The organism is Undibacterium hunanense (genome assembly GCF_014284335.1).
Taxonomy (GTDB): Bacteria; Pseudomonadota; Gammaproteobacteria; order Burkholderiales; family Burkholderiaceae_D; genus Undibacterium; species Undibacterium hunanense.
Map to the genome: position 1 here is coordinate 461,936 of NZ_JACOGF010000002.1, position 16,556 is coordinate 478,491.

The 16,556-nt window shown below is 51.3% G+C and carries 14 protein-coding genes; 12 read left to right on the forward strand and 2 right to left on the reverse strand.

Going from position 1 to position 16,556, the window contains the following annotated elements:
* Positions 1–10 precede the first annotated feature (10 nt).
* Positions 11–1,678: an energy-dependent translational throttle protein EttA gene (gene ettA / locus H8L32_RS05220; protein WP_186946099.1), complete on the reverse strand. Its 1,668-nt coding sequence runs from the start codon at positions 1,676–1,678 to the stop codon at positions 11–13.
* 214 nt (positions 1,679–1,892) lie between these two features.
* On the opposite strand from ettA, the gene H8L32_RS05225 reads away from it, so the two are divergent.
* The 8 genes from H8L32_RS05225 (at position 1,893) to H8L32_RS05260 (ending at position 10,798) form a co-directional block, all read left to right on the forward strand.
* Positions 1,893–2,507, forward strand: coding sequence for an OmpW/AlkL family protein (locus H8L32_RS05225; RefSeq protein ID WP_186946100.1), 615 nt, complete (start codon positions 1,893–1,895; stop codon positions 2,505–2,507).
* A gap of 336 nt (positions 2,508–2,843) precedes the next feature.
* Positions 2,844–4,091, forward strand: a complete 1,248-nt coding sequence (locus H8L32_RS05230; RefSeq protein ID WP_186946101.1) for an efflux RND transporter periplasmic adaptor subunit — start codon at positions 2,844–2,846, stop codon at positions 4,089–4,091.
* A gap of 57 nt (positions 4,092–4,148) precedes the next feature.
* Complete coding sequence (locus tag H8L32_RS05235) at positions 4,149–4,811, forward strand: ABC transporter ATP-binding protein (protein WP_186946102.1); 663 nt, start codon at positions 4,149–4,151, stop codon at positions 4,809–4,811.
* A gap of 11 nt (positions 4,812–4,822) precedes the next feature.
* Positions 4,823–6,058, forward strand: coding sequence for an ABC transporter permease (locus tag H8L32_RS05240; protein ID WP_186946103.1), 1,236 nt, complete (start codon positions 4,823–4,825; stop codon positions 6,056–6,058).
* The gene (locus H8L32_RS05245) at positions 6,058–7,260 is read left to right on the forward strand and encodes an ABC transporter permease (protein WP_186946104.1); all 1,203 of its coding nucleotides are present in this window, start codon (positions 6,058–6,060) and stop codon (positions 7,258–7,260) included. Before H8L32_RS05240 ends, H8L32_RS05245 begins: the two co-directional genes overlap by 1 nt.
* 111 nt (positions 7,261–7,371) lie before the next feature.
* Positions 7,372–8,778: a sigma-54-dependent transcriptional regulator gene (locus tag H8L32_RS05250; RefSeq protein ID WP_186946105.1), complete on the forward strand. Its 1,407-nt coding sequence runs from the start codon at positions 7,372–7,374 to the stop codon at positions 8,776–8,778.
* A complete protein-coding gene (locus tag H8L32_RS05255; RefSeq protein WP_186946106.1) occupies positions 8,778–10,157 on the forward strand; it encodes a sensor histidine kinase in 1,380 nt (459 codons plus the stop codon). The genes H8L32_RS05250 and H8L32_RS05255 overlap by 1 nt, the downstream gene beginning before the upstream one ends.
* A 131-nt stretch (positions 10,158–10,288) precedes the next feature.
* Positions 10,289–10,798 carry a DUF1993 domain-containing protein gene (locus H8L32_RS05260; protein ID WP_186946107.1) on the forward strand — a complete coding sequence of 170 codons (510 nt, stop codon included), beginning with the start codon at positions 10,289–10,291 and terminating at the stop codon, positions 10,796–10,798.
* Positions 10,799–10,960: 162 nt separating this feature from the next.
* Here the strand turns inward: H8L32_RS05260 and H8L32_RS05265 are convergent, their stop codons facing one another.
* The gene (locus tag H8L32_RS05265; RefSeq protein ID WP_186946108.1) at positions 10,961–11,479 is read right to left on the reverse strand and encodes a helix-turn-helix domain-containing protein; all 519 of its coding nucleotides are present in this window, start codon (positions 11,477–11,479) and stop codon (positions 10,961–10,963) included.
* A 582-nt stretch (positions 11,480–12,061) separates the two neighbouring features.
* On the opposite strand from H8L32_RS05265, the gene tagH reads away from it, so the two are divergent.
* The 4 genes from tagH to H8L32_RS05285 all read left to right on the forward strand — a co-directional run bounded on the left by tagH (position 12,062) and on the right by H8L32_RS05285 (position 16,511).
* Positions 12,062–13,336: a type VI secretion system-associated FHA domain protein TagH gene (gene tagH, locus H8L32_RS05270; RefSeq protein WP_186946109.1), complete on the forward strand. Its 1,275-nt coding sequence runs from the start codon at positions 12,062–12,064 to the stop codon at positions 13,334–13,336.
* A 27-nt stretch (positions 13,337–13,363) separates the two neighbouring features.
* On the forward strand, positions 13,364–14,128 hold the full coding sequence (locus H8L32_RS05275; protein WP_186946110.1) for a PP2C family protein-serine/threonine phosphatase: 765 nt from the start codon (positions 13,364–13,366) through the stop codon (positions 14,126–14,128).
* A gap of 127 nt (positions 14,129–14,255) precedes the next feature.
* Positions 14,256–16,016, forward strand: coding sequence for a serine/threonine protein kinase (locus H8L32_RS05280; protein ID WP_186946111.1), 1,761 nt, complete (start codon positions 14,256–14,258; stop codon positions 16,014–16,016).
* A gap of 12 nt (positions 16,017–16,028) precedes the next feature.
* Positions 16,029–16,511, forward strand: a complete 483-nt coding sequence (locus H8L32_RS05285) for a TssQ family T6SS-associated lipoprotein (RefSeq protein WP_186946112.1) — start codon at positions 16,029–16,031, stop codon at positions 16,509–16,511.
* Positions 16,512–16,556 lie beyond the last annotated feature (45 nt).

Here is a 16,556-nt window from a genome sequence, read left to right on the forward strand (position 1 = left end):
ACGCCCTCATTTACACAGCCAGGGGTTTGTAACGGATACGTTTTGGCTTGGCACCTTCTTCACCCAGACGTTTTTTCTTGTCGGCTTCATATTCCTGATAGTTACCATCAAAGAAGCTGACTTGCGAATTGCCTTCAAACGCCAGAATGTGGGTGGCGATACGGTCAAGGAACCAGCGATCATGTGAAATCACCATGACGCTGCCGGCAAATTCGAGCAAGGCATCTTCCAGCGCACGCAGGGTTTCCACGTCCAGATCGTTTGATGGTTCATCCAGCAGCAAGACATTGCCGCCTTGCAGCAGGGTTTTGGCCAGATGCAGGCGGCCACGTTCACCACCAGACAGGTTGCCAACGATCTTTTGCTGGTCTCCGCCTTTGAAGTTGAAGCGGCCCAGATAAGCGCGAGAAGGCATTTCAAAACGACCTACTGTCAAAATGTCGGCGCCATTGGCCACGTCTTCAAACACGGTCTTGGTATTGCCGAGGTCTTCACGTGACTGGTCCACCAGCGAAATCTTGGCAGTCTGGCCCAGCACGACTTCGCCGCTGTCCGGTGTTTCCAGACCCTTGATCATTTTGAACAAAGTCGATTTACCGGCACCGTTAGGGCCGATGATGCCGACAATCGCGCCAGGAGGAATCTTGAAGCTCAGGTTGTCGATCAGCAGACGGTCGCCAAAGGCTTTGCTGGCGTTCTTGAATTCGATGACTTCATTGCCCAGACGCTCGGCCACAGGGATGAAAATCTCCTGGGTTTCATTGCGCTTCTGGTATTCATGCTCGCTCATTTCATTGAAGCGGGCCAGACGTGCCTTGCTCTTGGCCTGACGCGCTTTCGGGTTCTGGCGTGACCATTCCAGTTCTTTTTGCAGGGCTTTCTGGCGTGCGGATTCGGTCGCTTCTTCTTGCTTCAGACGGGCTTGTTTCTGATCCAGCCAGGAAGAGTAATTACCTTTCCATGGGATGCCGTGGCCACGGTCCAGCTCCAGTATCCATTCAGCAGCATTGTCAAGGAAGTAGCGATCATGGGTAATCGCCACCACGGTGCCAGGGAAACGCAACAAAAACTGTTCCAGCCAGTCGACCGATTCAGCATCCAGATGGTTGGTTGGTTCGTCGAGCAAGAGCATGTCAGGCTTGGACAGCAACAATTGGCACAGGGCGACACGGCGTTTTTCACCGCCGGACAAAACGCCTATCTTGGCATCCCATGGTGGCAGGCGCAGCGCATCGGCAGCCATTTCCAATTGCAGTTCTACGTTGTCGCCGGAGGATGTGGAGATAATCGCTTCCAGACGTGCCTGCTCGTTGGCCAGCGCATCAAAGTCGGCGTTTTCTTCGGCATAGGCGGCATACACTTCTTCTAGCTTGGCCTTGGCTTCAAACACCTCGCCCAGGGCAGATTCAACTGCCTGGCGTACGGTTTGTTCCGGATCAAGCTGTGGTTCTTGCGGCAGATAGCCAATGTTCAGGTTGGGCATGGGTACGGCTTCGCCCTGTATGTCCTTGTCTATGCCTGCCATGATTTTCAGCAGGGAAGACTTGCCTGACCCGTTCAGACCCAGCACGCCAATTTTGGCACCCGGGAAGAAGGACAGGGAAATATCTTTCAGAATTTGACGCTTCGGCGGGACGATTTTGCCGACGCGATTCATGGTGTAGACGTAATTGGCCATTTTTCTTGATTTTTCATAGGGAATAAGAATGCCTGCAAGGATACCTCATGCAGGCGGGTGTCGTCATATTTTGCCAGATTTATGTGTCAGTGCTTGCAAGGCCGGTGCTGCGGCAATCAGATTTTGTGCCCTGCACCAAAGTTGATGTATCTCAAGACCCTGCTAATAGTGTGGATTTACACTTTATTCATCACTGTTGATAAAGGAAATGAAAATGAAGAAGCTAGTAATCGCACTCACCCTGGCAGCAATCGGCTTTACGGCAACCCAGGCAATGGCTCAAGAACAGAGCCCATGGCAAGTGCGTGCCCGTGTCGTTAACATCAGCCCTGCAAATAGTTCTGACCCTGTCGGTGGCGCTGGTGCCGCTGATCGTATTACTGTCAGCAGCAAAGAAATCCCCGAAGTCGATATCACGTATTTCTTCACACCAAACTGGTCTGCTGAACTGATACTGACTTACCCGCAAAAGCATGACGTGATGCTGGATGGCGCCGTTATCGGTACATTTAAACATTTGCCACCTACGCTGACTGCACAATACCATTTCGCACCTGACGCAAAAGTCAGTCCCTATGTTGGCGCTGGTGTGAACTACACCCGTATTTCTGACGTGAACCTGCTCAAAGGCGCAGGCGGTCTGGAAAACAGCAGTTTTGGTCTGGCAATACAGGCCGGCGTCGATTTCAAACTGGATAAAAACTGGTCCCTGAATCTGGACGTGAAAAAAGTACAGATACGCAGTGACGTCACCATCAGTGGCGCCAAGGTCAGCGCGGTCAAGATTGATCCCTGGCTGGTTGGCGTTGGTGTCGGTTATCGTTTCTAAAAGAAGGCAGAGCTAACGAATAAAGCACTGAATGTCGTGTTTTCCCCTTCCAGCCCGGGAGGGGATTTTTTATTGGGCGACGGCATTACCGTTTTGTCTCTTCTCCTGACATAGCTGCTATGCGATTTTGGCTAATTCGGCCATCCTGCCAATTGCGCTAACTGTGCAAATTCGCACACCAGCGTTCGGCAGCGAACAAATTCCCCTCTCTTTTTGACATCCTGCTTTGCCTGAAATAAGTCCAGGTCATTGATTTTAAATGACTTATTCATTGTGTTCGCGACGGGCACAGAGCTTGCAAACCTGATCTGGCAATTTAACCCATCAGGTTTCGATATGGATCAGGCTATCAGTCAGGGCACACTACTACAGCGTCGGCGCAAGATGATCTTGCTGATTCTTGCCGGGCTCATTGTTGTGATGCTTGCAGCCTGGATGTTGAACCGTGTCGTCAGCCCCGGTGTCAGCCTGGGTGAAATTCGGGTAGCACAAGTGCGCGTCGGCGCGGTTGACAATACCATCAATGCATCCGGCGTCGTCATACCGGTACATGAAGAGCAATTGTCCAGCCCGAACCAGTCGCGCATCAGCAAGGTTATCGCCAAGGCCGGGCAGCAAGTACGTGCCGGTGAATTGTTGATGGTGCTGGATGATCACACCATACGTCTGGCGATTGATAATTTGCGTGAACAGATTTCGCAGCAGCAAATTCGCGAACAGGTGCTGGCCATGGAAATGGATGCAGGCCTGAAAAAAATTGCCAGTGAAATCGAACTGATGGAACTGGATTTACAAAGTAACCAGGTCAAACTGGCGCGTTACCAGAAACTGGGGCCGGTAGGCATTACCTCGGCAGTTGATTTGCAGGCAGCAGAACTGGCCGTCAAACGCAATGAAGTGCAATTGCGCCAGCATAAAGAAACCCTGACAGATACGCGGCGTACCACCAGCAGCAATATTGAAGCAGCACGCCTGCAAAAATCCATCTTCCAGAAACAGATGGAATTGCAGCAAAGATTACTGGAACAAACCCAGGTCAAAGCCCCCTTCGATGGCTTGCTGACCTGGCTGCTGGCGGAAGAAGGGGCAAGCCTGAACACCGGGCAACTGATCGCCAAGGTATCTGAACTCAGCAATTTCAAGGTGGAAGCCACGGTATCCGACTTTTATGCACGCTATCTGAACGCCGGGCAGAAGGTCCGGGTTGAATACAGTGGCCAGATACTGAATGGCGAGGTGCAGACCATCTTGCCAGAAATACAGAATGGCACCGTGAAGCTGATCGTCACGCTGGCACAGCCGAATCATCCGGCACTCAGGCACCGGCTAAGGGTAGAGGCCAATATCATCACCGAACAAAAAGCCCGCAGCCTGATTGTTGACAGTGGCCCGGCCATCAATGGCAAGGGACGGCAGGATGTGTACATGCTGGAAGCAGGCAGGGCCGTGCGCAAGAGTGTAGAAATTGGCCTGGGCGACAGCAAGGTGGTGGAAGTAGTGCAGGGTGCCAAAGCAGGTGACCAACTGGTGATTTCCGATGTCAGCCAGTTCCGGCATCTGGAAAGTTTCAGGGTCACTCAGTAGGCATTCGCGTATTGGCGATGAAAACGCAAACAGAATCATCAATCAGAGGACGATGTAATGATCAAATTGGACAATATCAGCAAGACTTATCAGACCGATAAAGTGGAAACCCTGGCCTTGCGGAATATTAATCTGCATGTCAAAAAAGGCGAATTTGTTTCCATCATGGGCCCCAGTGGCTGCGGTAAGAGTACGCTGCTGAACCTGATCGGCCTGCTGGACCGGCCAGGCTCAGGAAAAATCGCCATCGAAGGCCATGAAATGAAAGTCTGGCGCGATAAAGAACTGGCTAGCCTGCGCAATCGTACCTTCGGTTTTATTTTTCAGAGTTTTCATCTGATCAATGACCTGCGTGTGATCGACAATGTGGAATTGCCCTTGCTGTACCGCTCATGCAGTGCCAAAGAGCGCCGTCGTCTGGCCGGGGAAGCCCTGGCAAGAGTCGGCTTGAGTGCCCGCATGGATCATTATCCCAATCAGTTGTCGGGTGGACAGCAGCAAAGGGTGGCGATTGCCCGCGCCATGGTGGGCCGTCCCAGTGTCTTGCTGGCGGATGAGCCTACCGGCAACCTGGATAGCCAGATGGGTGCCGAAGTCATGGATATCCTGCTCAAGCTCAGCGATGAAGGTACGACCGTGGTCATGGTGACGCATGATGAACGTCAGGCCAGACAGGGCGGTCGCATCATCAGGGTATTTGATGGCCAACTGGTGGCTTAGGAGCAGACGCCATGTTAAAGAATTATTTTCAGATTGCCTGCAAGGTGTATATGCGGCGCAAGCTGTTCACCGCCATCAACCTGCTGTGTATTGTATTGACCATGGTGGTGTTGCTGGTCGTGACGGCGATGTTGCAAACGGCTTTTTACCCTGTCGGTGTAGAGGGCAAGAGCGAGCGCTTCCTGCAAATTAACACCATGACACAGGTTACCAAGGATACCTCGATTAAAGGCCGGCTGGGCTATAAGGTGATAGACCAGTACATGCGAAAAATGAAGACCGTAGAAAAAGTCGCCGCAGTGACCCAGACGCAATCGGTATCCGTGTACCAGCAAGACCGGGCGAATGAATTCATGCTGCGCCGTACCGATGCCGAATACTGGCAGATACTGGATTTCAAAGTGCTGTCGGGGCGGGTACTGAATGACGATGATGTGAAGCAGGGGCGTTTTGTAGCCCTGGTCAACGCATCGACTGCGAGGAAATTGTTTGAGAAGGATGCAGCCACAGGCCAGAAAATCAATGTCGGTGGACAGCAGTTTGAGATCATCGGTGTCGTCGAGGATGAATTGCATTTGAATTCACTGGCAGAGATCTGGGTGCCGGTAACGACTTTTCCGACATCGGAATACCGCGACCAATATCGCGGTGATTTCAGTGTCTTGCTGATGGGTAAGAGTGCGGCGGATCTTCCTTTGATCCAGGATGAATTGCAGCAGGTCGTGAAACAGATCAATGCCGATGACCCAGCACATTGGGAACATACTTATTTATGGGCAGATGGCAAGCTGGATTTCTTTGCACGGACCATATTGAATCATGACGAAGTACCTGATTCAGGTGCGGTTCAACTGGTCAGCGGCATTTTGCTGGCGATGCTGTTGTTCATGCTGTTGCCGGCCCTGAACCTGGTTAACCTGAATTCGGGCCGCATCATGGAAAGGGCTGCGGAAATTGGCGTGCGCAAGGCCTTTGGGGCAAGCAATGGTGAACTGGTGGCGCAATTCGTCATGGAAAATATGTTGCTGTGCCTGTTTGGCGGGGTACTGGGCATCATCCTTACCAAGCTGACGCTGGTCTGGCTCAGCAGTTCCGGCATTGTTCCTTATATGAAGGTGGATTTGAGTTTCATGGTGCTTTTCTACGGCTTTGTTTTGTCACTGGTATTTGGTGTGTTATCCGGCGTGATACCGGCATGGAAAATGTCGCGTCTTGACCCTGTGCTTGCCCTGAAAGGAGCACCATGATGTTTTCCCATCTTTTGAAACCGATCTGGAAACGCAAGTTCAAAAACCTGTTGTTAAGCCTGGAGATTTTGCTGGCTTTCTTTGTGGTCTTCGGCCTGGTATTGATGAGTGTGCGCTATACCCAGCTGTATCATTTACCTTTAGGTTTTGCGTCTGACAATGTATGGTCCGTTCGCATGATGAGTGTGGGTGAAGCTGGCAAAAAAAATGATACGGCAACTGCAGAGAATTTCCAGCGCAGCCTGGCGGCCTTGCCCGAGATCGAGAGACTGGCCTACTTCAATTATTCACCGTATAGCAATTCCACCTGGAGTTCGGCGGTATATATGCCTGAAACCAAATTGCGGTTCAAGATCAATGTCATGGAAATGACGGATGACGGCCCTGGCGTATTGAATATGAAGTTGTTGGAAGGACGCTGGTTTTCAGCCGAAGATGAAGGCAAGGCTGAAAGAGCCGTTGTCATCAATAAGAAACTGGCAATGGAGATGTTTCCTGGGAAGAGCGCCCTGGGTCAAACCATTTATGATGGTGAACCCAGCTCCCAGGGTGCACAGTTATTGCGTGTTACCGGTGTATTTGAAGCCTTTCGCAATAAAGGTGAATTCATGGCGCCGACCAGCTTTGCCATCATGCGCCATTCCATTAATTCTTCCAAAGACAGGATGGAGTTTGCATTATTAAAAGTCAAGCCCGGTACGTCGCGTGCTTTTGAAGCAAAACTGAACCAGCAACTGAAATTGATACGCAATGACTGGAGTTATAGAATTGCACCGCTGGCAGATATGCGCAGAGCGAAACTGACTGAAGACACCATTCCCTTGATGATACTGGCGGTGATGGCTGCCTTTTTGCTGATCATGGTGGCATTTGGCCTGTTCGGCGTGCTTTGGCAAAATACCACGCAGCGCATACCTGAAATTGGCTTGCGTCGCGCGGTGGGGGCTAGTAGTGGCGATATTTATCGGCAAATCATGAGCGAACAATTGCTTCTTAGTTCGATCGCCATGCTGGTGGGCCTGATATTCCTGATACAGTTGCCGCTTACGGGGGTATTGGGCGAAGCTGCCAACTGGCCGGTGTTTATTGTGGCCTGCCTGATTTCCATGGCGGTCATTTATGTTATTTCCCTGCTTTGCTCGCTATATCCTGCCTGGCGTGCCAGCCGCTTAAGCCCTACGGAAGCACTGCATTATGAATAAGTTTAGCCTCTCACTTGACGACAACAGGCGACAACATGTCCTGAAGCGTCTAAGGACGTTTAAGATAGGCAGACTCTCAACCGATCAAAATTAGCCGTTACAGAAAACAGCATGCCAGAAGTGACACCTTTATCCCGTATCCTGATTATTGATGACGACAGTTCGGTACTGGTGTCGCTGGCCCTGCTGTTGAAGCAGGCTGGTTATGCCAGCATCAGTTGTGACGAACCACAACAGGCCATGCAGATTCTGGCGACACAGGATATTGCACTGGTGCTGCAAGACATGAATTTTTCTTTGCAGACCAGCGGTGAAGAAGGTCTGTCCCTGCTGGCTGACATCAAACAACTGTATCCGGCTTTGCCGGTGTTGCTGATGACGGCCTGGGGTTCGATTGCGCTGGCCGTACGTGGCGTCAAACAGGGGGCCGCCGATTTTTTTACCAAGCCCTGGGACAATACCCAATTACTGGAATTGATACGCACTACGCTCGATCTGGTGCCGGTGACAGCAGTCGGCAAGACAAACCGTCAGACGCTGGATAGCCAGTTCGATTTTGCCGACATTATTGGTGAACACCCGGAATTGCTGAAAGTGCTGGCGACCATAGGGCGTGTCGCCAGGACCGGTGCCTCGGTGCTGATATTGGGTGAGAGCGGTACCGGCAAAGAATTGATTGCCGATGCGATACACCGTAACAGCCCGCGTGCAAGCAAGCCCATCGTCAAGGTGAATATGGGCGCTGTTACGACTTCCCTGTTTGAAAGTGAAATGTTTGGCCATGTCAGGGGCGCATTTACCGATGCCAAAAGTGATCGCAAGGGACATATCGCCATGGCGCACCATGGCAGTCTGTTTCTCGATGAAATAGGTGAAATGAACCGTAATGACCAGGTGAAGCTGCTGCGAGTGCTGCAAAATCAAAGCTATCAGGCGGTTGGCGCCAGCAAGACCGAGCAGGCAGATGTACGCATCATTTCCGCCACCAACCGGGAACTGGCGGAACTGGTGGCGAGTGGCGATTTTCGTGAAGACCTTTATTACCGCCTGAACCTGATCACGATACGCCTGCCACCCTTGCGCGAACGTCGTACCGATATCCCGCTGCTGGCACATCGCCTGCTGGCCCGGCTGGTGCGCAGCTATGGCATGCAGGTGGTCAGCCTGGCGCCCTCTGCACTGAGCTGGCTGGCGGCGCGTGCCTGGCCAGGCAATATACGGCAGCTTAAACAATGTCTGGAACGTACTTTGCTGCTGGTGGACAAACCCTTGCTGGAACAAAGCGATTTTGTCTTTGCAGAGCAACATGAAGAAGCGCAGGAACAGGGTTTTCGCATTGATGGCATGACCCTGGAACAGGTTGAAAAGATAATGATAGAAAAGGCCATGGAGCAGCATCAGGGAAATATCACGCATGTCGCCAAAGCCCTGGGCCTGAGCCGCTTTTCTTTATACCGGCGGCTGGAAAAACATCAGATCGCCACCAGCGAAACCGATGATGATGGCGGGGCAGGCTGATGAGTTTGCGAAGACGCCTGCTGGCTTACCTGTTAGTTGTGCATACGGTGTTTCTGGCGCTTGCCTTTCATTCTTATCTGGCGGAACCATTGCTGCTGGTCTGCATTGAGGCTGGCTTGCTACTTAGCCTGACGCTGGGTATCTACCTTGTGAAGACCGCATTGCAGCCTTTGGAATTTGCCCATCAGTTTCATGAATTGCTGCAGGATGAAAATTACGCAGCGCGCCTGCGCAGTGGCAGCAATACCGAAGTTAACCAGCTGGTGCAATTGTTCAACCACATGCTGGAAGCCCTGTATCTGGAACGCCTGAAACTGGGCGAACAGCGAGGTTTCCTGGACAGGCTGCTGGAAGCCACGCCTACCGCTGTCGTGGTATTTGATTTTGACCAGCATATCAGTTTGATGAATGCCAGTGCCCAGCGCCTGTTGGGACTGTCTGATGTGGAAGGCCATAGTCTGCAACAACTTTTGAACAACAGTCAGACACCGCAAGGGATAGCATGGGCGGTCACGCTGGACAGTCTGGCCGTTGGCGAAACAACGGTCTATAGCGATATCGAAGGTCGCCGATATCGTTGCCAGAAAAATCAATTCATAGACCGTGGCTTCCGGCGTGATTTTTTGTTGGTCGATGAAATTACTGCAGAGCTGGCCAGTTCAGAAAAAGCCACTTATGAAAAACTGATACGCGTGCTGGCCCATGAGGTGAATAACACCGTTGCCGCCACTGGCTCGGTTTTGGAATCCCTGTTGTTTTATACCAGCCAACTGGCGAGTGAAGACAGCGCAGATTTTTGTACGGCGATTACCGCAGTAAAAAAACGCAATGGCAATCTGGGTGAATTCATAGAACGTTTTACCCGTGTCGTCAAAATGCCTGAACCAGAATTGAAGCCGCATGACCTGGCTGCCATGCTGGATGGTGTTATGTATCTGTATCGCCAGCAATGTAGTGAACTGGGTATCAGTTTTACCTGGATACAGCGTAATCAATTACCTGCGCTGATGCTGGATGCGCATTTAATGGAACAAGCCTTGCTGAACATCGTCAAAAATGCGATCGAGGCAGTAGAAGCTGCCATCCGTGCAGGGTCTGTCCTTGCTGGTCAGCCAGAACAGACCTATGTGCATATTGCCCTGAGTCATGATGCGGTCGCCCAAACCGTGCAATTGTCCATCATCGATTCTGCTGGTTTGCTGGCGGATGTACCGCATGGGCAATTATTCACCCCCTTCTTCACCACCAAGAAAGGCGGGCAGGGGATAGGCCTGATGTTTGTGCGTGAAGTGCTGAACCGGCATGGCTTCAGCCATAAGCTGAGCAGCAACCAAAAAGGCCAAACCTGCTTCGATATCGTGATGGCGGTTGCGCGCTGATGGTCGGATGCAGCCTTGGCGACGGACGGTAAAATAGGCTTTATGGCCTGTCTGTCATACGCAAAAAATACGCAAAAAATCCAGACGACCTATAATCTAGCTCCATTTTGCTCACTTATTGGAGATCTCTCATGTCTATTTCTATGTATGCCGCCTCTGTTCCTGTCATTAACCAGATGCTGGACAGTCTGAGTGATGTGCTGAAAAAGGCGGAAGATCACGCAACAGCCAAGAATATTCCCGCAGAAAACTATCTGCAGGCGCGTTTGTTCCCTGACATGTTAGCCCTGGTACGCCAGGTGCAGATCGCTGCCGATTTTGCCAAGGGCGTAACTGGCCGTCTGGCACAGGCAGAATTGCCAGCCTATGAAGATACTGAAACAAGTTTTGCTGACTTGCAGGCACGTATCGCCAAGACCAAGGCGTTTATTGCTACTCTGGATGCTGCTCAGTTTGAAGGCAGCGAAGGCCGCAATATTGTCCTGCGCCCTGGTACTCCGAAAGAACAGACATTTTCTGGCCAGGCCTATCTGCTGAACTATGGCTTGCCACAATTTTTCTTCCATGTCACTACTGCTTACGCCATCTTGCGTCATAACGGCATTGAAATCGGCAAGAAAGATTTCATGGGCCTGCGTTGATTTGAGCTTATGAAGGACCCTGGTGCTTTGATTAATTCATGATTAATTCATGATTTATGCATCAATGATCCAGCGAATGGCGTCCTGATATAAAAAGCTGGCATGGAGTGATCCATACCAGCTTTTTTGTTGCAATGCAGGCTTGCTGGCGAATGCAGCAAATTAATGCAGCAAATTGAAATAAGCCAATGCCGCAGCGGCGGCAAGACATAGCAGCAGTGCCAGTGTGTAGGACGGGGCATTGCTGTGGGTATTGCTGGTTTGGGCGATGCTGTGGCGGTTTTTGCCACGACCCAGGTCGCCAGCGAGTTTTTTCTTGTTGAAATCATCGGTAAACAAATCGATGATGGCGGCAGAGTCCAGTTTCAGCAATTTTGCATAGGCACGTATAAAGCCCCGGATGATGGCTGCTTCTGGCAGCAGTGCATAGTCATCTTTCTCAAGAGCATTGATCTGGCGCGGTGCCATCTTCAATTGCGCCGACACCTGTTCCACCGACAGACCCAGTGCGTTGCGGGCAGCAGCCAGTTTTGCACCTGGTGAAGCGGCCAGCCTTTGGCTCTCGGCATCGTTTAATTCGACAGCGATGGGTTGCCCAAGCCGGGATTCTATCAATTCCTGATATTGAAATGCGCCCGTGGCTTCAGGCAGGGGCTGCACAGTTGTTTCAGAATCTTTCATTACCGTGCCTTTTGTGAAAACGGGGTGCTGATTGCATAGTGGGGTTTTCTGTCTGGAGTCTCTGTACCGAGCCTGTTCGCAGTGCCTCATATAAAAAACGATAACATCATTCCCTGGCTGGAATTGCTCAGTTTACTTGAGCAATTGAGCCTCGAAGATCGGTTTGTATACTTAAAATGAGCTCAAAACGCGCTCAAAATGTACTCAAAGCGCGCCGGATTCGCCAGGCACAGATGTTCAATGGCGTATTTAAGCGCACTTTATAGCACTAAACATGCCAGCGTTGCTACTAAGCATTTTTCTAAATTTCTAAAATGAAAATTGAGATGGCGCCAGTCGCTGATTTAAAGATAATCGGGTAAGCTGCTGTAAACGTGGCAAGATTTCAATCTGTTTCAGAATTGTTGCTTTAAATGCAAATCATTTGTCCTGCCTGCAAGGGTATTTATTTGGGGCCAAATGATGAAAAAGCTGTTTTTTTAATATACGTGAAATATAAAAGCGTCATCGTAAGATTATCTCAAACTGCCTGCTCAGGATACTTATTTTCAGGCGTCACAAAATGGTTTTGGAGTGCCACTAATGATCAAAATAGCAGTTGTTTCCTACAACAATGAAGCACCCGCCACATCGATTTTTGCAGTATTTGGTACCGAACAAGAAACAATAGGGCGCAATGAAGAAAATTTTCTGAGTTTGCCTGATCCCAGGCACTTTGTTTCGCGTACCCAGGCCAAGGTATGGAGTACCGGGGGCAAGCACTTTCTTCACAACCTTAGTCTGGCAAACCCGATTCTGGTCAACGGCAAGGAAATCCAGGCAGAATTCGACCATGAAATTCATGATGGTGATGAGATACAGATAGGTCTGTATGCGTTGCAGGCAGAAACAATTGCCGAGATTCAGGAAGAAGATGTAGTTTCTTCCTTGTCCGCAATTGCTGAGGTGGCTGAGGTAGCTCAGGTAGCAGAAACAGAGGTCAATCCGGCAGTAGCTGACAATCTGGCACCCGGAGCGCAAACGGAAGAGCTGAAGCCAAATATCTCGTCGCCAGCCCGGACACCGTCCGGGAAACTGCTGCCTGATGTGCCGCTGCCGCAGTTTTTGCAGCGACCTGCTGATGCAGCGGAAGTTGCGGGCCAGCCCGGTGTACCGGTGACAGTCAGTGAATCACCTGCACCAGCGGTACAGACAGCGACTCCAGCCAAGCCCCAGGCTGCTCCCCGGGCAGAAAATAACAAGCCGCCAGCCAGCAATGCCGAGTTGATGCAGGCATTTTTGAATGGCGCCGGCCTTGCTGAGCTGAGTATCTCGTCGGGCCTGACGGTCGAGTTGATGGACACCCTGGGTAAGCTGATGGCCAGTTCGGTTCAGGGGGCCATGGACGAGCTGTCTCAGCGTGCACTTCTCAAGCGAGAAGTGAAAGCAGAAGTAACGATGGTTGTCTTAAGGGAAAATAATCCTTTAAAATTTTTCCCTGACAGTAAAACCGTGCTGACCCAGATGCTGCGTAAAAAGATGCCGGGCTTCATGGCACCAGCCGAAGCCATGGAAGATGCGTTTTTTGATATTCGTGCGCATCAGATGGGAGTGGCTGCTGGCACCCATGCAGTGACGGAGGCAATCCTCGAGGCTTTGCAGCCTTCCAGCGTGGAACAGCATCTGAACGCACCAGGTTTACTGGAGCAAGCCATGCCTGCACGTCGCAAAGCGGCATTGTGGGATCAGTTCAATACTTTGTTTGAAACCATCTACGCGGGCAGGAAAGATGAGTTTCAGGCTTTGTTTGGCAAAGAATTTTTAACGGCATACGAGAAGGAAGTTGAAAGAGCGGAAGCCAGTCATCTGACTTTCTAAGTAAGTACACACTTTACAACCATGCCCATGCATCTGGACACAGCGCAGATCACTGCGATAGGTAACAGGACTACGAATGAAGATGCGCTGGCCAGCGCCCTGCAAGACGACATCGTCTGCTTTGTTATGGCTGATGGTACAGGTGGGCATGTTGGCGGTGAGCTGGCAGCCCAGCTGGCGACCGATGCCATCATAGAAAAATTTCTCCAGGAAGCTTCGTTTAGCGCCCGTGCCTTGCGCTCTTACCTGGACTGGGCCACCGTGAAAGTGGCGCAGGGCAAACAGGAACATGTCAATCAGCGGCAGATGAGCACCACCATAGCCGCCATATTGATAGATCAGAGCAATCGCTGCGCTTTGTGGGCGCATCTGGGCGACACCCGGATTTACCAGTTTCGCCAGGGCAGAATCAAGACTGTCTCCAAAGACCATAGCCAGGCGCAGATGATGGTGGATGCCGGCTTTGCCGATTATGCACAGATACGTCGTCATCCCAGACGCAATGTGTTGTTCGCTGCGATTGGTTCGGAAGGAGGTTTTGCCGCTGAAGTGACTGCCGAAGCCATGGAATTGCAGCAGGGAGATGCTTTTTTGCTATGCACAGACGGTTTTTGGGAATGGGTTTATGAGCATGAAATGGAATATTGTCTGGCTGCATCAAAGACGAGTGATGAATGGTTAAGTAAAATGAACGCCATTGCAGAAAAAAATATTAATACGTCAAAAGCTGTTAACAGGGATAATTTCTCGGCTTTTGCTATTTGCTTGCATGACAATCCAGTGGGAAAATGATGGCCGGATCAGGGTGCAGCATGTGTACCTGTTCCTGCTGTGGTCCGCCCGGATACCTGAGTCATCATTGTGTGACCGTGTTTTGAACAATAGCAGCGCATATCAACATTACCTCTCCGAGTAAGCCTTGAACACAGAAAACATACTCGCTAACGAAGCACCAGTGGCATTGCATGCCGGTACCGAGAATTGCCTCGTTGCCGGCACGCGGCTGAATGACTTTGAAATTACCGGGGTATTGGGTGAGGGCGGCTTCGGAATCGTGTATCTGGCATTTGATCATTCCCTGCAACGCACGGTTGCCATCAAGGAATACATGCCCGGTGCCCTGGCTGGACGGGCGGCGGATACCAGTGTGGTGGTCAGGTCTGAACGTCACAAATCCACTTTTGATGCAGGTTTGAAGAGTTTTATCAATGAAGCGCGCTTGCTGGCGCAATTTGATCATCCCTCCCTGGTCAAGGTTTACCGCTTCTGGGAAGAAAACAAAACTGCTTACATGGTCATGCGTTATTACGATGGCCATACCTTGAAGGACATTGTCAATAAACGCCCGCAACTGGTGACGGAAGCCTGGCTACGTTTTATTTTCAAGCAGATACTGGAAGCACTTGATACCCTGTACAAATCCAAAATTCTGCACCGGGACATTTCACCAGACAATATCATCGTACAAAAGAATGGCGTGGCCGTTTTGCTGGATTTTGGTTCTGCCCGCCAGATCATTGGTGACATGACCCATGGCATGACCGTGATACTGAAGCCTGGCTATGCGCCGGTAGAACAGTATTCGGATGAAACCGATATGCCGCAGGGCGCTTTTACCGATATTTATGCGCTGGCAGCCGTGATGTATTTCGCCATCATGAAAACACCGCCACCGATGTCAGTAGCGCGAGTAGTCAAGGATTCGCTGGTGCCGCTGCAGGATGGCGAGCGCTCTGGATTCAGCACAAAATTCCTTAAAGGGGTCGATCAGGCCCTTGCCATACAACCGCAAGACAGGCCGCAATCGATTGATGAATTCCGCATTCTGCTGGGCATCAGCTCTTTTGCTTCCACCCGCAAATCACGTAAAAGCAAGCCCGAACATGGCGGTGATATGCCAGCATCACCCGCTGGTACGCCATCCGAAAAAGTCGTGACACTGGGAAAATCCAAGACTGCTGCCAAATCAGCTGTCACGGATGAAGTAACCGAAGCCGGGGTGATGACCCAGGTGAAATCCCACACCAAACTGTTGGTGGCTGGTGGTGTCGTGGTCGCGCTGCTGATTGCAGTGCTGACGATCACCTTGCGTAGTGGCCCGCCCCCACAGGCAGTACCTGCGCTCGCCAGCAAAACCGCGACGCCACCGGCTACAGCCAAAAAGGATGAAGCTACAGCTCTTGCAACGCCTGCTTCAGTTGCAATCGCTGCACTACCGACTGTTGCTGCACCAGCGGCAACCAGTGTGGCAGCGGCCAGCCCGGCACCCCTGTCCGCCCGGGAAGTACAGGAAAAGCAGGCATGGGACAAGTTGAAAGATGACGCCAGTGCCACGCCTGAGGCGATTAATGCATTTTTGCAGCAATTCCCGAACGGCAAGTTGACTGACGTAGCGCAATTGCGCCTGAAGGAAGCCAATAAGGCGGCAGCAGCCAAGGCCGCCAGCATGCAAGAAAAAGCAGCCGGCAAACTGACAGTCAAACTGGCTATCAGACCATGGGGGACGGTATTTGTTGATGGTATACAGCAAGGCGCCAGCCCACCGTTGAAACAATTGAGTCTGACTGCTGGCAAGCATAAGATCAGGGTGACGAACCCTGGCTTTCCTGATCTGGTTACCGAGATCGACGGCAGCAAGACGAATTCTGCTGCCATCGAACATGAGTTCAACAGTAAATAAATCCGGATAAAGATGAAGAAATTAATTCAACAGGTGTATATGACTGGCCTGGTGCTGGCATGTACGGCATTGCTGGGATGCGAGACTGCACCGCAGCAGGCACCGGCGCCCAAGCCTGCGGCCAAGCAAAAAGAAACGATAGTCACCCCGCCGTCACCGCCAGCAGATACGACACCGGCACCACCACCGGTCGCACCGGATGTCCAGGCCATGAAGGATGGCCTGGCTTTGTATGATGCCGGTGATTACAACGGTGCCATCAAAAGACTGGGATCGCCGGATATCTGGAATGGGCATAACAAGGATTTACAGGTGAACGCGCTGAAGATCATGGCATTCAGTTATTGCGTGACTTCCAGAGCGCAATTGTGCCGCCAGCAGTTTGATCGGGCACTGAAGCTGGATCCGACTTTTAATCTGTCACCTGGCGAAATCGGTCACCCTATCTGGGGCCCGGTATTTCTGAAGTCCAAGAACGCCATCAAGAAGAAGTAATCTTCCAGGCAGACGGTTTGAGTTGAAGACTTGCCTTGTATTGTC

Coding starts and splice junctions, on each gene's coding strand:
- H8L32_RS05245 (WP_186946104.1), top strand. CDS start 6,058: ATGTTTTCCCATCTTTTGAAACCGATCTGGAAACGCAAGTTCAAAAAC.
- H8L32_RS05240 (WP_186946103.1), top strand. CDS start 4,823: ATGTTAAAGAATTATTTTCAGATTGCCTGCAAGGTGTATATGCGGCGC.
- H8L32_RS05235 (WP_186946102.1), top strand. CDS start 4,149: ATGATCAAATTGGACAATATCAGCAAGACTTATCAGACCGATAAAGTG.
- H8L32_RS05260 (WP_186946107.1), top strand. CDS start 10,289: ATGTCTATTTCTATGTATGCCGCCTCTGTTCCTGTCATTAACCAGATG.
- H8L32_RS05255 (WP_186946106.1), top strand. CDS start 8,778: ATGAGTTTGCGAAGACGCCTGCTGGCTTACCTGTTAGTTGTGCATACG.
- H8L32_RS05275 (WP_186946110.1), top strand. CDS start 13,364: ATGCATCTGGACACAGCGCAGATCACTGCGATAGGTAACAGGACTACG.
- H8L32_RS05230 (WP_186946101.1), top strand. CDS start 2,844: ATGGATCAGGCTATCAGTCAGGGCACACTACTACAGCGTCGGCGCAAG.
- tagH (WP_186946109.1), top strand. CDS start 12,062: ATGATCAAAATAGCAGTTGTTTCCTACAACAATGAAGCACCCGCCACA.
- H8L32_RS05250 (WP_186946105.1), top strand. CDS start 7,372: ATGCCAGAAGTGACACCTTTATCCCGTATCCTGATTATTGATGACGAC.
- ettA (WP_186946099.1), bottom strand. CDS start 1,678: ATGGCCAATTACGTCTACACCATGAATCGCGTCGGCAAAATCGTCCCG.
- H8L32_RS05225 (WP_186946100.1), top strand. CDS start 1,893: ATGAAGAAGCTAGTAATCGCACTCACCCTGGCAGCAATCGGCTTTACG.
- H8L32_RS05265 (WP_186946108.1), bottom strand. CDS start 11,479: ATGAAAGATTCTGAAACAACTGTGCAGCCCCTGCCTGAAGCCACGGGC.
- H8L32_RS05285 (WP_186946112.1), top strand. CDS start 16,029: ATGAAGAAATTAATTCAACAGGTGTATATGACTGGCCTGGTGCTGGCA.